At 67.3% G+C, this 13,635-nt stretch carries 10 protein-coding genes; 5 read left to right on the forward strand and 5 right to left on the reverse strand.

Annotation, left to right across the window (positions count from 1 at the left end; translation table 11 throughout):
- Nucleotides 1–12: 12 nt before the first annotated feature.
- Nucleotides 13–492 carry a hypothetical protein gene (locus tag AC2T4A_RS25575; protein ID WP_416751984.1) on the forward strand — a complete coding sequence of 160 codons (480 nt, stop codon included), beginning with the start codon at nucleotides 13–15 and terminating at the stop codon, nucleotides 490–492.
- Here AC2T4A_RS25575 and AC2T4A_RS25580 read toward each other — a convergent pair.
- Nucleotides 473–1,033, reverse strand: a complete 561-nt coding sequence (locus AC2T4A_RS25580; RefSeq protein WP_416751982.1) for a nitroreductase family protein — start codon at nucleotides 1,031–1,033, stop codon at nucleotides 473–475. The genes AC2T4A_RS25575 and AC2T4A_RS25580 overlap by 20 nt on opposite strands.
- A 178-nt stretch (nucleotides 1,034–1,211) precedes the next feature.
- On the opposite strand from AC2T4A_RS25580, the gene AC2T4A_RS25585 reads away from it, so the two are divergent.
- Complete coding sequence (locus tag AC2T4A_RS25585) at nucleotides 1,212–2,666, forward strand: TrkH family potassium uptake protein (RefSeq protein ID WP_416751981.1); 1,455 nt, start codon at nucleotides 1,212–1,214, stop codon at nucleotides 2,664–2,666.
- 174 nt (nucleotides 2,667–2,840) lie between these two features.
- Here the strand turns inward: AC2T4A_RS25585 and AC2T4A_RS25590 are convergent, their stop codons facing one another.
- Nucleotides 2,841–3,842, reverse strand: a complete 1,002-nt coding sequence (locus AC2T4A_RS25590; protein WP_486742099.1) for an AraC family transcriptional regulator — start codon at nucleotides 3,840–3,842, stop codon at nucleotides 2,841–2,843.
- A 147-nt stretch (nucleotides 3,843–3,989) separates the two neighbouring features.
- Here AC2T4A_RS25590 and AC2T4A_RS25595 point away from each other — a divergent pair, with 147 nt between their 5' ends.
- A complete protein-coding gene (locus tag AC2T4A_RS25595) occupies nucleotides 3,990–4,307 on the forward strand; it encodes an Mpo1-like protein (protein ID WP_416751977.1) in 318 nt (105 codons plus the stop codon).
- Nucleotides 4,308–4,319: 12 nt separating this feature from the next.
- Here AC2T4A_RS25595 and AC2T4A_RS25600 read toward each other — a convergent pair whose 3' ends face one another.
- On the reverse strand, nucleotides 4,320–5,840 hold the full coding sequence (locus AC2T4A_RS25600) for a glycosyltransferase family 39 protein (RefSeq protein ID WP_486742100.1): 1,521 nt from the start codon (nucleotides 5,838–5,840) through the stop codon (nucleotides 4,320–4,322).
- Nucleotides 5,841–5,897: 57 nt separating this feature from the next.
- On the reverse strand, nucleotides 5,898–10,214 hold the full coding sequence (locus tag AC2T4A_RS25605; protein ID WP_486742101.1) for an Lhr family helicase: 4,317 nt from the start codon (nucleotides 10,212–10,214) through the stop codon (nucleotides 5,898–5,900).
- 112 nt (nucleotides 10,215–10,326) lie between these two features.
- Here AC2T4A_RS25605 and AC2T4A_RS25610 point away from each other — a divergent pair, with 112 nt between their 5' ends.
- The gene (locus tag AC2T4A_RS25610; protein ID WP_416751971.1) at nucleotides 10,327–10,695 is read left to right on the forward strand and encodes a hypothetical protein; all 369 of its coding nucleotides are present in this window, start codon (nucleotides 10,327–10,329) and stop codon (nucleotides 10,693–10,695) included.
- A gap of 312 nt (nucleotides 10,696–11,007) precedes the next feature.
- Here the strand turns inward: AC2T4A_RS25610 and AC2T4A_RS25615 are convergent, their stop codons facing one another.
- Nucleotides 11,008–12,570 (reverse strand): sigma-54-dependent transcriptional regulator, encoded by a 1,563-nt coding sequence (locus AC2T4A_RS25615; protein WP_478379517.1) that lies wholly within the window; start codon nucleotides 12,568–12,570, stop codon nucleotides 11,008–11,010.
- 260 nt (nucleotides 12,571–12,830) lie between these two features.
- On the opposite strand from AC2T4A_RS25615, the gene phhA reads away from it, so the two are divergent.
- Entirely contained in the window at nucleotides 12,831–13,619 is a 789-nt protein-coding gene (phhA, locus tag AC2T4A_RS25620; RefSeq protein WP_416751967.1) for a phenylalanine 4-monooxygenase, read from the forward strand.
- Nucleotides 13,620–13,635 lie beyond the last annotated feature (16 nt).

The raw sequence follows: 13,635 nt of genomic DNA on the forward strand, positions 1-13,635 counted from the left end.
CGGAGAGCAACCATGAGCCTTCCCGCCTTCGCTACCCCGATCCCCGCCCTGCAACAGCCGCTGCCGCCGGCAGCCCTGCTGCGCAGTGAACCCTACGACGACCCGCAGTACCTGGTGCTGGCGGTAGAACTGGCACGCCACGCGGCGCAGTGGCGCGAGCGTTGGCCGGGCCTGCGCCTGAACCTGCCGCAAAGCGGCACCTGGCCACTGGAAAGCTGGCCGGATGCGCTGGGCGAAGCCTTGGATGCGGTGCTGGAAGGGGCGCTGGCGCGCCATCCGTATGCTGCGCTGGAGCTGTCGCTCAGCTCAGCACGCGGTGAGCTGCGTCTGGATCTGCAAGGCTACGACCCGCAGGCGCGGGCCTGGCTGCCGGAAGCCCTGCCTGCGGCACGGCGCCTGGCCGCCTGGCAGGGCGGGCACCTGCTCTGGCGTGCCCGCGACGGCGGCTGGAAGGTTCGCCTGGAACTGCCGCTCAGCCCTTCCAGGCGCTGACGAACCCGGCCGGGTCCAGCGGCGCCGGGCGGCGCAGCTCGCCGACCGGCGTGCCGAGGTAGATGAAACCGACAATGCGCTCGTTCTCGGCCAGGCCCAGGCCTTCGCGCACCAGCGGATCGAACGCCATGGCGCCGGTGCGCCACATCGCTCCCAATCCTTCGACGTAGGCTGCCTGGATGATCCCGTGGGCGGCGCAGCCCGCCGCCAGCCATTGCTCGATCTCCGGCACCTTGGGGTGATCCTGCAGGCGTGCCACGGCCACCACCAGCAACGGCGCGCGCAGTGGCATGGCACGGGCCTTGTCCAACGCCTCGGGCTTACCGTCCGGCTCATTGGCCGCCACGGCACGGGCAAACAACTCGCCCAGTTCCTTGCGCGCCTCGCCTTCCACGGTGAGGAAACGCCAGGGGCGCAGTTGCCCGTGATCCGGCGCACGCAGTGCGCTGCGGAACATGCGATCCAGTTGCTCGGCGGACGGTGCCGGCTCACTCAGGCGAGCGTGGGACACACGGTTGAGCAACGCGTCGAGAGCCTCCATGGGCTGCCTCCAGTCAATCTCGAAAGCCGCCATTGTAGACGCAAAAGGTTCGCATTTTCCCAGCAAAGACAGCGCCAGACTTTCCCGCTCGACTTGTAAAGGGGAACGGGGTCACGCGGTTTACTCTCGCCAGACGGCAGGTAGAATGGCCGGTTCCGCCACATCAGAACGACACCGCATGGCCCTGCCGACACTACGCACCCTCGGATTCATCATCGGCATCTTCGTGATCACGCTGGCGGTCGCCATGCTGGTCCCCATGGCCACGCTGCTCTATTACGGCCGCGCCAATGAGCTGCACCCGTTCATCTGGTCGGCGATCATCACCTTCACCTGCGGGCTGGGCATGGTCATTCCCGGCCGCCCGGAGCAGGTCCACCTGCGCCCGCGGGACATGTACATGCTCACCGTTTCGAGCTGGGTGATCGTCTGCTTCTTCTCCGCCCTGCCCTTCATGTTCGCGCGGCACATCAGCTTCACCGACGCGATCTTCGAGAGCATGTCGGGGATTACCGCCACCGGCTCGACCGTGCTGTCAGGGCTGGACAAGATGTCGCCGGGGATCCTCATCTGGCGCTCGCTGCTGCACTGGCTGGGCGGTATCGGCTTCATCGCCATGGCAGTGGCGATCCTGCCGATGCTGCGCATCGGTGGCATGCGCCTGTTCCAGACCGAATCCTCCGACCGCTCCGACAAGGTCATGCCGCGCTCGCACATGGTGGCCAAGTACATCGTCGGGGTTTACGTGGCAATCACCATCACCGGCACCCTGGCCTTCTGGTGGGCCGGGATGGGCCTGTTCGACTCGCTCAACCACGCCATGTCGGCGATTTCCACCGGCGGTTTCTCCACCTCCGACCAGTCGCTCGCCAAGTGGCACCAGCCGGCGGTGCACTGGGTGGCGGTGGCGGTAATGATCCTGGGCAGCATCCCCTTCGTGCTGTACGTGTCCATGCTGCGCGGCAACCGCAAGGCGCTGATCCGTGACCACCAGGTCCACGGTTTCCTCGGCCTGCTGCTGGTCACCTGGCTGGTGATGGGCACCTGGTACTCGGTGAACTCGGGTCTGTCGTGGTTCGACGCTTTCCGCATCGTCGCGGTAAACGTTACATCGGTGGTCACCACCACCGGCTTCGCGCTGGGTGACTACAGCCTGTGGGGCCACTTCTCGATCATGCTGTTCTTCTACCTGGGCTTCATCGGCGGCTGCTCCGGCTCCACCGCCGGCGGCATCAAGATCTTCCGTTTCCAGGTGGCCTTTACCCTGCTGCGCGCCAGCCTGTACCAGTTGATCCACCCGCGCGCGGTGATCCGCCAGAGCTACAACGGCCATCGCCTGGACGAGGAGATCGTCCGCTCGATCCTGACCTTCTCGTTCTTCTTCGGCGCCACCGTCGGCGCCCTGGCTCTGGGCCTGTCGTTCCTCGGCCTGGACTGGATGACCTCGCTGACCGGCGCGGCCAGCACGGTGGCCGGCGTCGGCCCGGGCATGGGGCCGATCATCGGCCCTTCGGGCAATTTCGCCTCGCTGCCGGACGCCGCCAAATGGCTGCTCTGCGGCGGCATGCTGGCGGGCCGCCTGGAGATCATCACGGTGCTGGTGCTGTTCACCCCGGCGTTCTGGCGGCACTGAGGTTGGTATCTCGGTAGGGGCCGGTTTCCGGGCATTCCGGCGTCAAGCGGTTCGCGAGCAAGCTCGCTCCTACAGCCAGCCCCAGCTGCGGTGTGCTCTTCGTAGGAGCGAGCTTGCTCGCGAAGCGGATTCCCCAGTAGCTCCGGGGCCCGAAAATCGCGGATCAAGCCGCCGCTAAGAAAGCCCTTCCCGGTACTCCCCCGGCGTCTTGCCGAACCAGCGGCGGAAGGCGCGGAAGAAGTTGCTCGGCTCGGAAAATCCCAGCAGGTAGGCGATCTCCAGCAGCGTCATGCGCGGCGTGGCGAGGTACTGCTGGGCCAGCTCGCGACGGGTGTCGTCGAGCAGCTGCTGGTAGCTGGTGCCCTCCTCCTGCAGGCGACGCTGCAGGGTGCGCTCGGACAGGTGCAGCGCCTGGGCCACGCTCTCGCGCTTGGGCTCGCCCTGGGGCAACAGGCGGCACAGCACCTGGCGCGTCTGGTGGCTGAAGCGGCTGCTGACGAAGCGTGCCAGGTACTCCCCGGCGAAGCGGTCGTGCAGGCGCGCCAGCTCTTCGTTCGCTGTCGGCAGCGGGGCAGCCATGTCTTCGTGGGAGAACAGCATGGCGCAGTCGGCATGGCCAAAGCTCAGCGGCGCCTGGAACAGCTCCCGGTAAGGCTCGATGTTCTGCGGCGCCTCGCCCGCCAGCCGGACTTCCAGCGGCTTGATGGCGCGCCCGGTGATCCAGCGCAGCATGGCCGTCAGGCTGGCCAACGAGCACTCGGCGCTCTGCCGGGGCACCGGCAGGCGGTCGCCATGGACCACGATGCGGTACAGGCAACCTTCGGGCAGGCGCCGGAAGGTCAGGTCGGCGCCTTCGGCGATGATCCGCTGATAGCGCTCCAGGCGCTCGAAGCCCTCGCCCAGGTTGCGGCTGGACATCAGCGCATAGCCGACCACGGGGAACGCGGGCGTATGCACGCGGGCAATGTTCAGGCCGATGGCCGGGTTGCCGGACAGTTCCACGGCACGGTTCCACAGGCGGCTCATGTCGTCCTGAGGGAAGCGCGCGTCGGGGTCGTCGAGCGCCCCGAAATCAAGCCCCAGTTCGGCGAACAGCGCGCGGCAATCGAGGCCTTCCAGCTCCAGGGACTGGACGATTCCCCTCACCCAACTGGACAGGGTTGTACGCTCAGGCATGCGTTTTCTTCTGGTTATGGTGGGCTTGCGCGCCGTCTCGTTCAGGCGCGGGCGGCGCACGGGGATACTAAACTGGCACCCTATGTCATCCGCAAGTATGAAGGAGGCGGCCTACACTGGCGCCATCACAACAACAGGAGGTGCGCCATGAGCACCCAGACCGCCGATCGATTCCAGAGCTTCGCCGAGTTCTACCCGTACTACCTGCAGGAACACAGCAACGCCGTGTGCCGCCGCCTGCACTATGTGGGCAGCCTGCTGGTGCTGTCGATCCTCGCCTATGCCGTTGTCAGCGGGCACTGGCTGTGGCTGCTGGCCATGCCGCTGGCAGGCTACGGCTTCGCCTGGGTCGGTCACTTCGTGTTCGAGAAGAACCGCCCGGCGACCTTCAAGTACCCGCTGTGGTCGCTGATGGGCGATTGGGTGATGCTCAAGGACGCCTTCACCGGGCGCATCCGTTTCTGAGCCATTGACCCGCTAGCGCGCGGCGTTACGCAGCGACGCGCGCTCGAACAGCAACGCCTGCACTTCCCCGCCGGCATGCTGGGCGACGCGCCGCCAACTGGCGGGCACGTCCGGAATTTCCTCGTCGTTGTAGCGGCTCATCACCAGCCAGACACGGCCATCGTCCCGCGGAAGATCGGCCAGGCGATCGACGAAGCTGTGCTGGCGATCATCGATCAGCGAACCGAAGCCATAGTGCCCCGGCCGCCCGGACGAGCCATCCGGCGCCGGCGCGGTGTACAGCAGTGGCTCGCAGCCGGTGCGGTTGTAGTAACGGAACGCCAGGTACCAGAGGATATCGTCGACCACCACCCGGTCGCCGGCGCGGTAATGGCTGTTGACGTATGCGACCATGCCGTCGAACTGCTCGCCTGGGTCGGTCTGGTAAGCACGCGCCAACCCCAGTCCCTGCAATCCGAGCAGCGTCGCCAGCATCGCCACTCCCAGTGCGCGCCGCGCCTGCAGCAGGCGGTCCAGGGCCACTGCGAACAGCAGCGGCAGGCCCAGGGCGAAAGCCGTCAGGTAGCGCTCGACGAACACTGGCGAAACGAAAGACACGCCATACAGCACCAGCAACGGCAAGCCGACATACAGCGCCAGTAGCACGCCCACACGCAGGCGGCTCCGGTCCCGCCGCAGCACCAGCAGGGTCGCCGCCATCACCAACAGCGGCACCCCCACCAGCAGCGGCCAGGCCAACTCGTTGCCGTCGGACTGCGCCAGCCATTGCCAGAGCATTGACGGGACAGAGCGCGCATCCACCGGCGGCTCCCAGCCCACATCGCCGCCCGCGACCAGCACCGCCATGTGCCGAACCAGGTCCAGCAGGCCTGGCAACCAGGGCAGGAACAACACAGCGATCGCCAGATTGGCCAACCACCAGTCGCGCCGCCGCAGCGGGCTTTCAGGCAGCGACGCCAGCCATGCCCAATGCACCAGCAATCCGAACAGGCTGAAGTAGTGGGTGTAGAAAGCCGCCGTCATCAGCAGCGCATAGATCGCCAGATAGCGCCGAAGGCCCGTGTCCAACCAGTAGAGCAATGCCAGGGTCGCTGCCAGCAGGCAGCAGCCGAGCAATGAATACATGCGCACTTCCTGGCTATAGCGCACCGCCGTGGGCAGCAATGCCAGCAGCAGGACCGCGAGCAGCGCAGCGCGGCGGGTGGCGATGCGCCAGACCAGCCAGCCACCGAGAAACACCGCCAGCGTGCCGAACAGCGCGCTGAGCAGGCGCAGCGACAGGACGCCCTCGCCGAATACGGCGGTCCACAGATGCAGCAGGTAGAAGTACAGCGGCGGGTGCACGTCATGGGCGGCGTGCTGCCAGAGTTGCAGTGGCGCATAGCGGGCGAGGAACAGGCTGGAGCTTTCGTCGCCCCAGATGGCCGAGCCGGTCAGCTCATGCAGGCGCAGGCCCAGCGCAAGCGCCAGCAGCGGCAGGAACCACCACTGGCGCAACAGGGCTGGCAGGTTCGGTGGCTCGCAGGAAGACATCACAGCCTCGCAGGGAGAAACTTCCGTGCCGCTGAGTGTATGCCAGCCGCGCCCGGACTATCGACGGATCAGCAACTCCCGCGCACGGGCCTGGTTCTCGGGGGCCAGGTCAGCCAGCAACTCAACCTCGCCGGCGATCAGCGCGCCCACCGGCACGCCATCGCGATAGAGCACGCGGTTGCCGCTCACCGCCGGCACCTTGCGCCCCGGCAGCAGGGTGCCGGCCAGGTTCAATGGATCGACCGCCGAAACCACCACCCACTCGCCACTCGCGTCGCGGCGGCGAACTTCGCGCAGCAGACCGACCGCTTCGGGCAGGGCGAACTGCTCGCCGGTCAGGCCTGCGACGAAACGCCCGCCGCGAATTTCCCCGCGCGCCTCCAGGCGATGGTAGACCCGCAGCAGATCGCGCCACGGCGGCAACCAGTCGGCTTCACGGTCCAGCAGGCGCCAGCAGACCACGCCGTAGCGGCGCAGCAGGGTCATGGCAACGTGTTCGAGGGCCTCAGCCGGCAGCCGTGCGCCCGGTTCCAGCGTCGTACGACGCAGCAGAGCCCAACGCCCGGCATCGGCCATGCCGAACAGCGGCGTGCGCGAGCGGCGTTGCGGATGACGCTTTGCCGCCGGCATCAACAGCGCGCGCAGGCCGGCGAAACTGTCGGCATTCACCCGTCCCGCCGCTACCAACTCGCCCAGTACGGTTTCCAGCTCAGTACGCAACAGGTGACTGTCGCTGGCCAGCTCCTCGAAGAAGGACGCACCCTGCTCCTTGAGCACGTCCAGTACCTTGCTGGCCTTGGCGGACAGCTCGGCATCCGCCTGCCCCGCGCTCAGTACGCTCCACTGTGCCATCTGCGCGCGCGGCAGCAGCACGATGGGAGTGCTCTTCAGCGGCCCTCCCCGGCCTTTCACCGCCGTTCGGCCCGGCAGGCGCGCCCAGACGATACGACCGGCGCGGCACAGGTCGTCCAGCCAGTTGATTCCGTAGTCGGCCACACGGCTGGGCAGGATGTCGCTTTCCCAGGCGCTGGCGGCGGCCTGGAAGCCCTCCAGCTGGCTGAGCACGCCGGCCAGCGACTCCGCCCCGCGTGCCCGCGTTCCAGCAGAGACGCGCTGCCAGTCGAACAGGAAGCGCATGAAATCCGCCCGCGCCACCGGTTCGATCTCCCGGCGCAGACGCTTGACCGTGTAACGATGGATGCGCGCCAGCAGGTGGCGCTCGCACCATTCTTCCTCGGCCGCGCCAGGCGTGAAGCGCCCGCGCAGCACGTAGCCTTCACGCTCCAGGCTGGCCAGGGCGAAGCTGGCATCGCCCGCGGAAATACCCAGGTCCTGCGCCAGCTCAGACAACAGCCGCGGGCCGAATCCGGTCAGGCGCGCCCGCACCAGTTCGACCTGCGCTTCGTCCACCGCGCAACTCTCACGCAATGCCGGGGGCAGATCGAGCAGCGGCTTCATCGCGACCTGCGGGTGCAGCGCAAGCCATTGGCTGAGCCGCTCCGCCGCCACCCAGACTGCCCCCACGGGCAGTTCCAGGTGCGTCGCCCTCCCCGCCTTGGCCAGCGACTTGAGCAGGAAAGGCCAACCCTCGTTGGCCTGTGCTTCGCTATCGCGGATACCGCCCAGGCCGGTCAGCGCCTCATGCATCTCGTCGGCGTCGCGGGCTTCAGGCCATGCCTCAGTGCGTACCGCGTCGATGGCATCGGCATCCAACGCGCCGAGGTCGTCGGCACTTTCCGGATCGGTCCAGCGACGACTCTGCACCGCCTGGGTGCGGCGCTCTTCCAGCGGCGCGTCGTCAAGGAAGGCATAAGGGCTGGCGGACAGCACCTCCGCCGCCAGTGGCGACGGCGCCGGCAGGTCGCGCGCCAGCAGGGTGATTTCGCCGCGCTCCATGCGCCGCAGCAGGTCGAGCCAGCCTTCGCTGTCCATGGCCTCGTGCAGGCAGTCGTCGAGGGTCTGCGCCACCAGCGGGTGATCGGGAATCTCGCGCTCGCCGACGATGTTCTCCAGGCACGCCACCTGGTCGGGGAATACCGACGCGAGCAGGTCTTCGCTGCGCATGCGCTGCAACTGCGGGGCGACTTTCCGCCCGCCACTGTAGCGCGGCAGGGCCAACGCGGTGGTGGCGTTCCAGCGCCAGCGCACGCCGAACAGCGGGGCGTCGAGCAACGCCTGGATCAGCACGTGTTCGGCGCTGTTGGAATGCAGGTAGCGCCATACTTCGTCCAGCGGGAAGCTGTGGCTGGTGGACAGCGAGAGGATGATCGCGTCCTCGGTGGCGGCGGCCTGCAGCTCGAAGTTGAATGTGCGGCAGAAACGTTTGCGCAACGCCAGGCCCCAGGCGCGGTTGACCCGGCTGCCGTAAGGCGAATGGATGACCAGTTGCATACCGCCGGATTCGTCGAAGAAGCGTTCGAGAATCAACGTCTTCTGTGTCGGCAGCGCGCCCAGGGCGTGTCGTGCCCGGGCCAGGTACTCCACCAGTTGCCGCGCCGCCGCGTCGTTCAGGCCGAGCAGGCCCCGCAGCCAGTCGATGGCGCGCGCCAACGGCTCCGGGTCGTTCTCGCCCTGGGCCAGCAGTTCGTCCAACTGCCCGCGCAGGCGCGCGACGCTGGTAGAGAGTTCATCGGTACGCCCCGGTGCCTCGCCGAGCCAGAAGGGAATGTTCGGCGGCTGACCCTGGGCGTCCTCGACGCGCACGCGGCCCGGCTCGACGCGCAGGATGCGGTAGGAAATATTGCCCAGCTGGAACACGTCGCCGGCCAGGCTCTCCACCGCGAAGTCCTCATTCACCGTGCCGACGCTCAGGCCTTGCGGCTCCAGCAGCACGGCGTAGTCACCGGTATCGGGGATGGTGCCGCCGGAGGTCACCGCGGTCAGCTTGGCTCCGCGCCGGCCCCGCAGGCGCTGGTGCACTGCGTCGCGGTGCAGGTAGGCGCCACGCTGGCCATTACGGCTGGTGTAGCCCTCGGCGAGGGTGCGCAGCATCGTGTCGAAGTGCTCGCGACTGAGGTCGGCGTAAGGCTGCGCAGCAGTGAACAGCTCGAACAGCGCCTCCTCGCGCCATTCCTGGCAGGCCACTTCGGCGACGATCTGCTGGGCCAGCACGTCCAGCGGCGCATGGGGGATGCTCAGTGCATCCAGCTCGTTCTGCCGCACGCTGTCGAGCAGCGCCACGCATTCGATCAGGTCGTCCCGCGAGGTCGGGAACAGCCGCCCCTTGGGCGTGCCGCCGACACTGTGGCCGGAGCGGCCGACGCGCTGCAGGAAGGCGGCAATGGAGCGCGGCGAGCCGATCTGGCAGACCAGTTCCACATCGCCGATGTCGATGCCCAGCTCCAGCGAGGCGGTGGCCACCAGCACCTTCAGTCGCCCGGCCTTGAGTCGCCGTTCGGCGCCCAGGCGCAGTTCCTTGGACAGACTGCCGTGGTGCGCGGCGACCCAGCCGGCGCCGATGCGCTCAGCCAGGTGCCGGGTGACCCGCTCGGAGAGCCGCCGGGTGTTAACGAAGACCAGGGTGGTGCGGTGTTCGCCGGCCAGCTCGGCGAGACGGTCGTAGACCTTGTCCCAGACATCATGGGACATCACCGCCTCCAGCGGCGCCGCCGGCACTTCCAGATTCAGGTCACGCTCACGGCTGTAGCCAATATCGACGATGCGGCAGGCCTGGTGGCGACCGACCAGGAAACCCGCCACTGCTGCGATGGGCTTCTGCGTGGCGGACAGGCCAATGCGCACCAGCGGCGCTTCGCACAGCGCCTGCAAACGTTCCAGCGACAGCGCCAGGTGGCTGCCGCGCTTGCTCGCGGCCAGCGCATGGATTTCATCGACTATCACGCTGCGCGCGCCGGCCAGCATGGCGCGCCCGGAGTCCGAGCCGAGCAGCACGTAGAGCGATTCCGGCGTGGTGACCAGGATGTGCGGCACCTGCTTGCGCATGGCCTCGCGCTCGCTGGAGGTGGTGTCGCCGGTGCGCACCGCGGTGCGGATGTCCACCTCCGGCAGGCCCCGCTCCACCAGGGCCGCGCGGATACCGGCCAGGGGTTCTTCGAGGTTGATGCGGATATCGTTGGAGAGCGCCTTGAGCGGCGAGACATAGACCACCGTGGTGCGGTCCGGCAGCGCACCGCCGTTCGCCAGCCCCTCGCGAACCAGCGCATCGATGGCCGAGAGGAACGCCGTGAGCGTCTTGCCTGAGCCGGTGGGCGCCGCCACCAGCGTCGATTCGCCAGCCTGGATCGCCGGCCAGGCCTCGCTCTGCGCCTGGGTCGGCGCTGAAAAGTGCTCGCGGAACCAGCCGGCCACCGCCGGATGGAAGGCGGACAGCACATCGGCTCGCTTGGCGTGGGAGGAGGTTCGAGGAGCAGTCATGCAGACCAATATGGTGGTGCGCGAAGCTCGTCACAAGGACCACTGATCGCGCCTCGCCGCAGGCCGCAGCAGCCGTTACTCTTCATTCATCCACCCAGCGGAATGACACTCGATGAGCGACCGTGATCGCGACTACTACTGGGAGCAGGTCAGGCAACAGAACCGGCAGAAGCCACCTGAAGACCCGAAGCGCAACTGGCGGATGCTGGTGAAACCCCTGTTGTGGTTCCTCATTCCCCTGCTGATTCTCGCCGCGGGCGCCGCCCTGTGGCGCAACCCCGCCAGCCAGCTCTGGCTGCACGAACGCTGGGTGCTGTTGCAGACCCGCCTGGGCATGACGCCTGACGGCCTGCAGACGACACCCGCCGCCACGCCTTACAGCGACAGCCCGCGCAGGCTGTCCGACTGCATCAAGCCCGGCAACGTGATCGACGACGAGGTGCGGGCCTGCGTGAAGGGGTACCGGCCGAAGACCTGGTGATTGGCAGCCGGCGGCCCTGCCGACGAATGGAGGGCATGACGGTGCGCTCCGCCGTATCGGCTCTTGTAGGAGCGAGCTGGCTCGCGAACCGCGCTCGGACTCCCTCACTGGCCTGATACTGGCGATGCCAGTACCGTCGGCGCGTGGCTATCGATGGGTATCGCTGCGCTCCACGCCATCCTACGAACCTGCTTCGCCGTGACGTCCATGAGGGGGAAAGCCGGATCGCGGACAAAGCCTGCTTCTGAAGGGGCGCACTGGTGCCAGGTGGTTCGCGAGCAAGCTCGCTCCTACGAAGCGCTGACCAACGCCTCAGGTCTCTTCGTTCTGCCCCAACCCATGCATCCGCAGCTTGTTGGCGATGGTGGTGTGCGACACCCCCAGCCGCTTGCCCAGTTGCCGGCTGCTCGGATGTTCTCGATAGAGCCGCTCCAGCACCGCCCTCTCGAACCGGCCGACGATGGCGTCCAGCCCGCCTTCCAGGGAGAAGTCCCCCAGCGGATGCGGTGCGCCGTAGTCCGGCAGGCGGATGTGCTCGGGGCGGATGGTGCCGCCTTCGCACAGCGAGACCGCCTGGAACAGCGCGTTCTCCAGCTGTCGCACGTTGCCCGGCCAGTGGTAGCGGCCGAGGCGGTCCAGAGCCTGCGGCGAGAGCTTGGGCAGTGAGCAGCCGATCTGCCGGCTGGCCTGGTCGAGGAAGTGCTCCACCAGCGGCTCCAGGCCGTCCAGGCACTCACGCAGCGGCGGGATGTGCAGCGACAGCACATTGAGCCGGTGGTAGAGGTCCTGGCGGAACTCGCCCTTGGTGCACAGCTCGGACAGGTCCACCTGGGTCGCACAGATCACCCGCACATCCAGGTACACCTCCTCGTCGCTGCCCACGCGGCGGAAGCAGCCATCCTGCAGGAAGCGCAGCAACTTGGCCTGCAGGCGCGGGCTCATCTCGCCGACGCCGTCGAGGAACAACGTGCCGCCGGCGGTCAGCTCCAGCAGGCCGAGCTTGCCCTCGGGGCGGGCGCCTTCGAAAGCGCCGGGGCCGTAGCCGAACAGCTCGGTCTCAGCCATGGATTCGGGCAGCCCGGCGCAGTTCAGCGCCATGAACGGCGACTGCCCGCGCGGGCTGGCGAGGTGGCAGGCGCGGGCCAGCAGCTCCTTGCCGGTGCCCGTCTCGCCTTCGATCAGCAACGGCGCGTCCAGCGGCGCCATGCGGCGCGCTTCACGGACCACGGCGGCCATCACCCGCGAACTCTGGAAGATGCTGTCAAAGCCGCGCAGCTCCAGGCGCCGCACGTTATAGATGCGCTCGCCGACACGGTCGGCGCGGTGCAGGGTGAGCACGGCGCCGGCCAATGCTTCGCTTTCGTCGTGTTCAGTCTGCAGTGGCGCGATATCGGCGAGGAACACATCGCCCTTCACCTTCACCCGCAGGCCGTTGATGCGTGCCTTGTTGGCGCGCACCAGTTCGGGCAGGTCGAGGTCCTCCACGTAGCGCGACAGCGGGATGCCCGGCACTTCGTCGACGCGCACCCCCAGCAACTGAGCGGCGGCGCGGTTGCCGGCGACTATCTGCCCGGCCATGTCGATGGACAGCACCGGGAACTCCAGCGCCGCCAGCAGCGCATTGAGCTCCAGATGTCGGCGCTCACTGGGCATCAGGCCGACGCGCTTGACGCCGAACACGCCGGGCACCGCTTCGAGCTTGGGCTTGAGCGACTGGAACTGCAGGTTGATAAGGTTCGGGCAGAGCAGGTAGATGGCGTTGCCCTGCTCGCCGCCGACTTCGCCACGGTTGACGTTGATGCCGTAGTCGACCAGCAGGTTGAGGATGTCGCGCAGGATGCCGACGCGGTTCTGGCAGTGCACTTTGATGCGCATGGTGGGCCCGTGGTTGTCGTTGTGGTGGGCGCTCCGGCACGGATTTTCGCCAGTTGGCCGGAAATTACCGTCAAGAATATGTGACACCCAGTCGCACCTTCAAGCCATGACCGAATGCCTGCGCTGCCAATCGTAATATTTTCTTTACGGATTGACGCATCACGAGCCTGCCCGCGCAGCGCCAAGGGGGCTGTCCGCCGGCACGCATCGCGCTATTTGTGAGTCATCACAAGAACAGGCAGCTCGACGCCGGAGGCTTCATGAAGACAACGCAGTACGTGGCCCGCCAACCTGACGAAGACGGTTTCATCCACTACCCGGAAACCGAACATCAGGTCTGGAACACCCTGATCACCCGTCAGCTGAAAGTGATCGAGGGCCGCGCTTGTCAGGAGTATCTGGACGGCATCGAGCAGCTCGGCCTGCCCCATGAGCGCATCCCGCAACTGAGCGAGGTCAACCAGGTGCTCCAGGCGGCCACCGGCTGGCGTGTGGCGCGGGTGCCGGCGCTGATCCCGTTCCAGACCTTCTTCGAACTGCTGGCCAGCCAGCAATTCCCCGTCGCCACCTTCATCCGCACCCCGGAAGAGCTGGACTACCTGCAGGAGCCGGACATCTTCCACGAGATATTCGGCCACTGCCCGCTGCTCACCAACCCCTGGTTCGCCGAGTTCACCCACACCTACGGCAAGCTTGGCCTGGCCGCCACGAAGGAAGAGCGCGTATTCCTCGCCCGCCTCTACTGGATGACCATCGAATTCGGCCTGCTGGATACCCCGCAGGGCCTGCGCATCTACGGCGGCGGCATCCTCTCGTCGCCCAGGGAGACGGTCTACAGCCTCTCCAGCGAGCCCGAGCACCAGGCCTTCAACCCGCTGGAATGCATGCGCACGCCGTACCGCATCGACATCCTGCAGCCCCTGTATTTCGTGCTGCCCGAGCTCAAGCGCCTGTTCGACCTGGCCCATGAGGACATCATGGCGCTGGTGCGCGAAGCCATGCGCCTGGGCCTGCACGCGCCGAAGTTTCCGCCGAAACAGGCCGCCTGATCCGCTGCAATCGATC

The organism is Pseudomonas sp. PVC-3-1, assembly GCF_057444315.1.

Bases quoted from the DNA above. Each gene is read 5' to 3' on its own strand.
- AC2T4A_RS25585 (WP_416751981.1), top strand. From the start codon at position 1,212: ATGGCCCTGCCGACACTACGCACCCTCGGATTCATCATCGGCATCTTC.
- AC2T4A_RS25610 (WP_416751971.1), top strand. From the start codon at position 10,327: ATGAGCGACCGTGATCGCGACTACTACTGGGAGCAGGTCAGGCAACAG.
- AC2T4A_RS25600 (WP_486742100.1), bottom strand. From the start codon at position 5,840: ATGTCTTCCTGCGAGCCACCGAACCTGCCAGCCCTGTTGCGCCAGTGG.
- AC2T4A_RS25580 (WP_416751982.1), bottom strand. From the start codon at position 1,033: ATGGAGGCTCTCGACGCGTTGCTCAACCGTGTGTCCCACGCTCGCCTG.
- AC2T4A_RS25595 (WP_416751977.1), top strand. From the start codon at position 3,990: ATGAGCACCCAGACCGCCGATCGATTCCAGAGCTTCGCCGAGTTCTAC.
- AC2T4A_RS25575 (WP_416751984.1), top strand. From the start codon at position 13: ATGAGCCTTCCCGCCTTCGCTACCCCGATCCCCGCCCTGCAACAGCCG.
- AC2T4A_RS25615 (WP_478379517.1), bottom strand. From the start codon at position 12,570: ATGCGCATCAAAGTGCACTGCCAGAACCGCGTCGGCATCCTGCGCGAC.
- AC2T4A_RS25590 (WP_486742099.1), bottom strand. From the start codon at position 3,842: ATGCCTGAGCGTACAACCCTGTCCAGTTGGGTGAGGGGAATCGTCCAG.
- AC2T4A_RS25605 (WP_486742101.1), bottom strand. From the start codon at position 10,214: ATGACTGCTCCTCGAACCTCCTCCCACGCCAAGCGAGCCGATGTGCTG.
- phhA (WP_416751967.1), top strand. From the start codon at position 12,831: ATGAAGACAACGCAGTACGTGGCCCGCCAACCTGACGAAGACGGTTTC.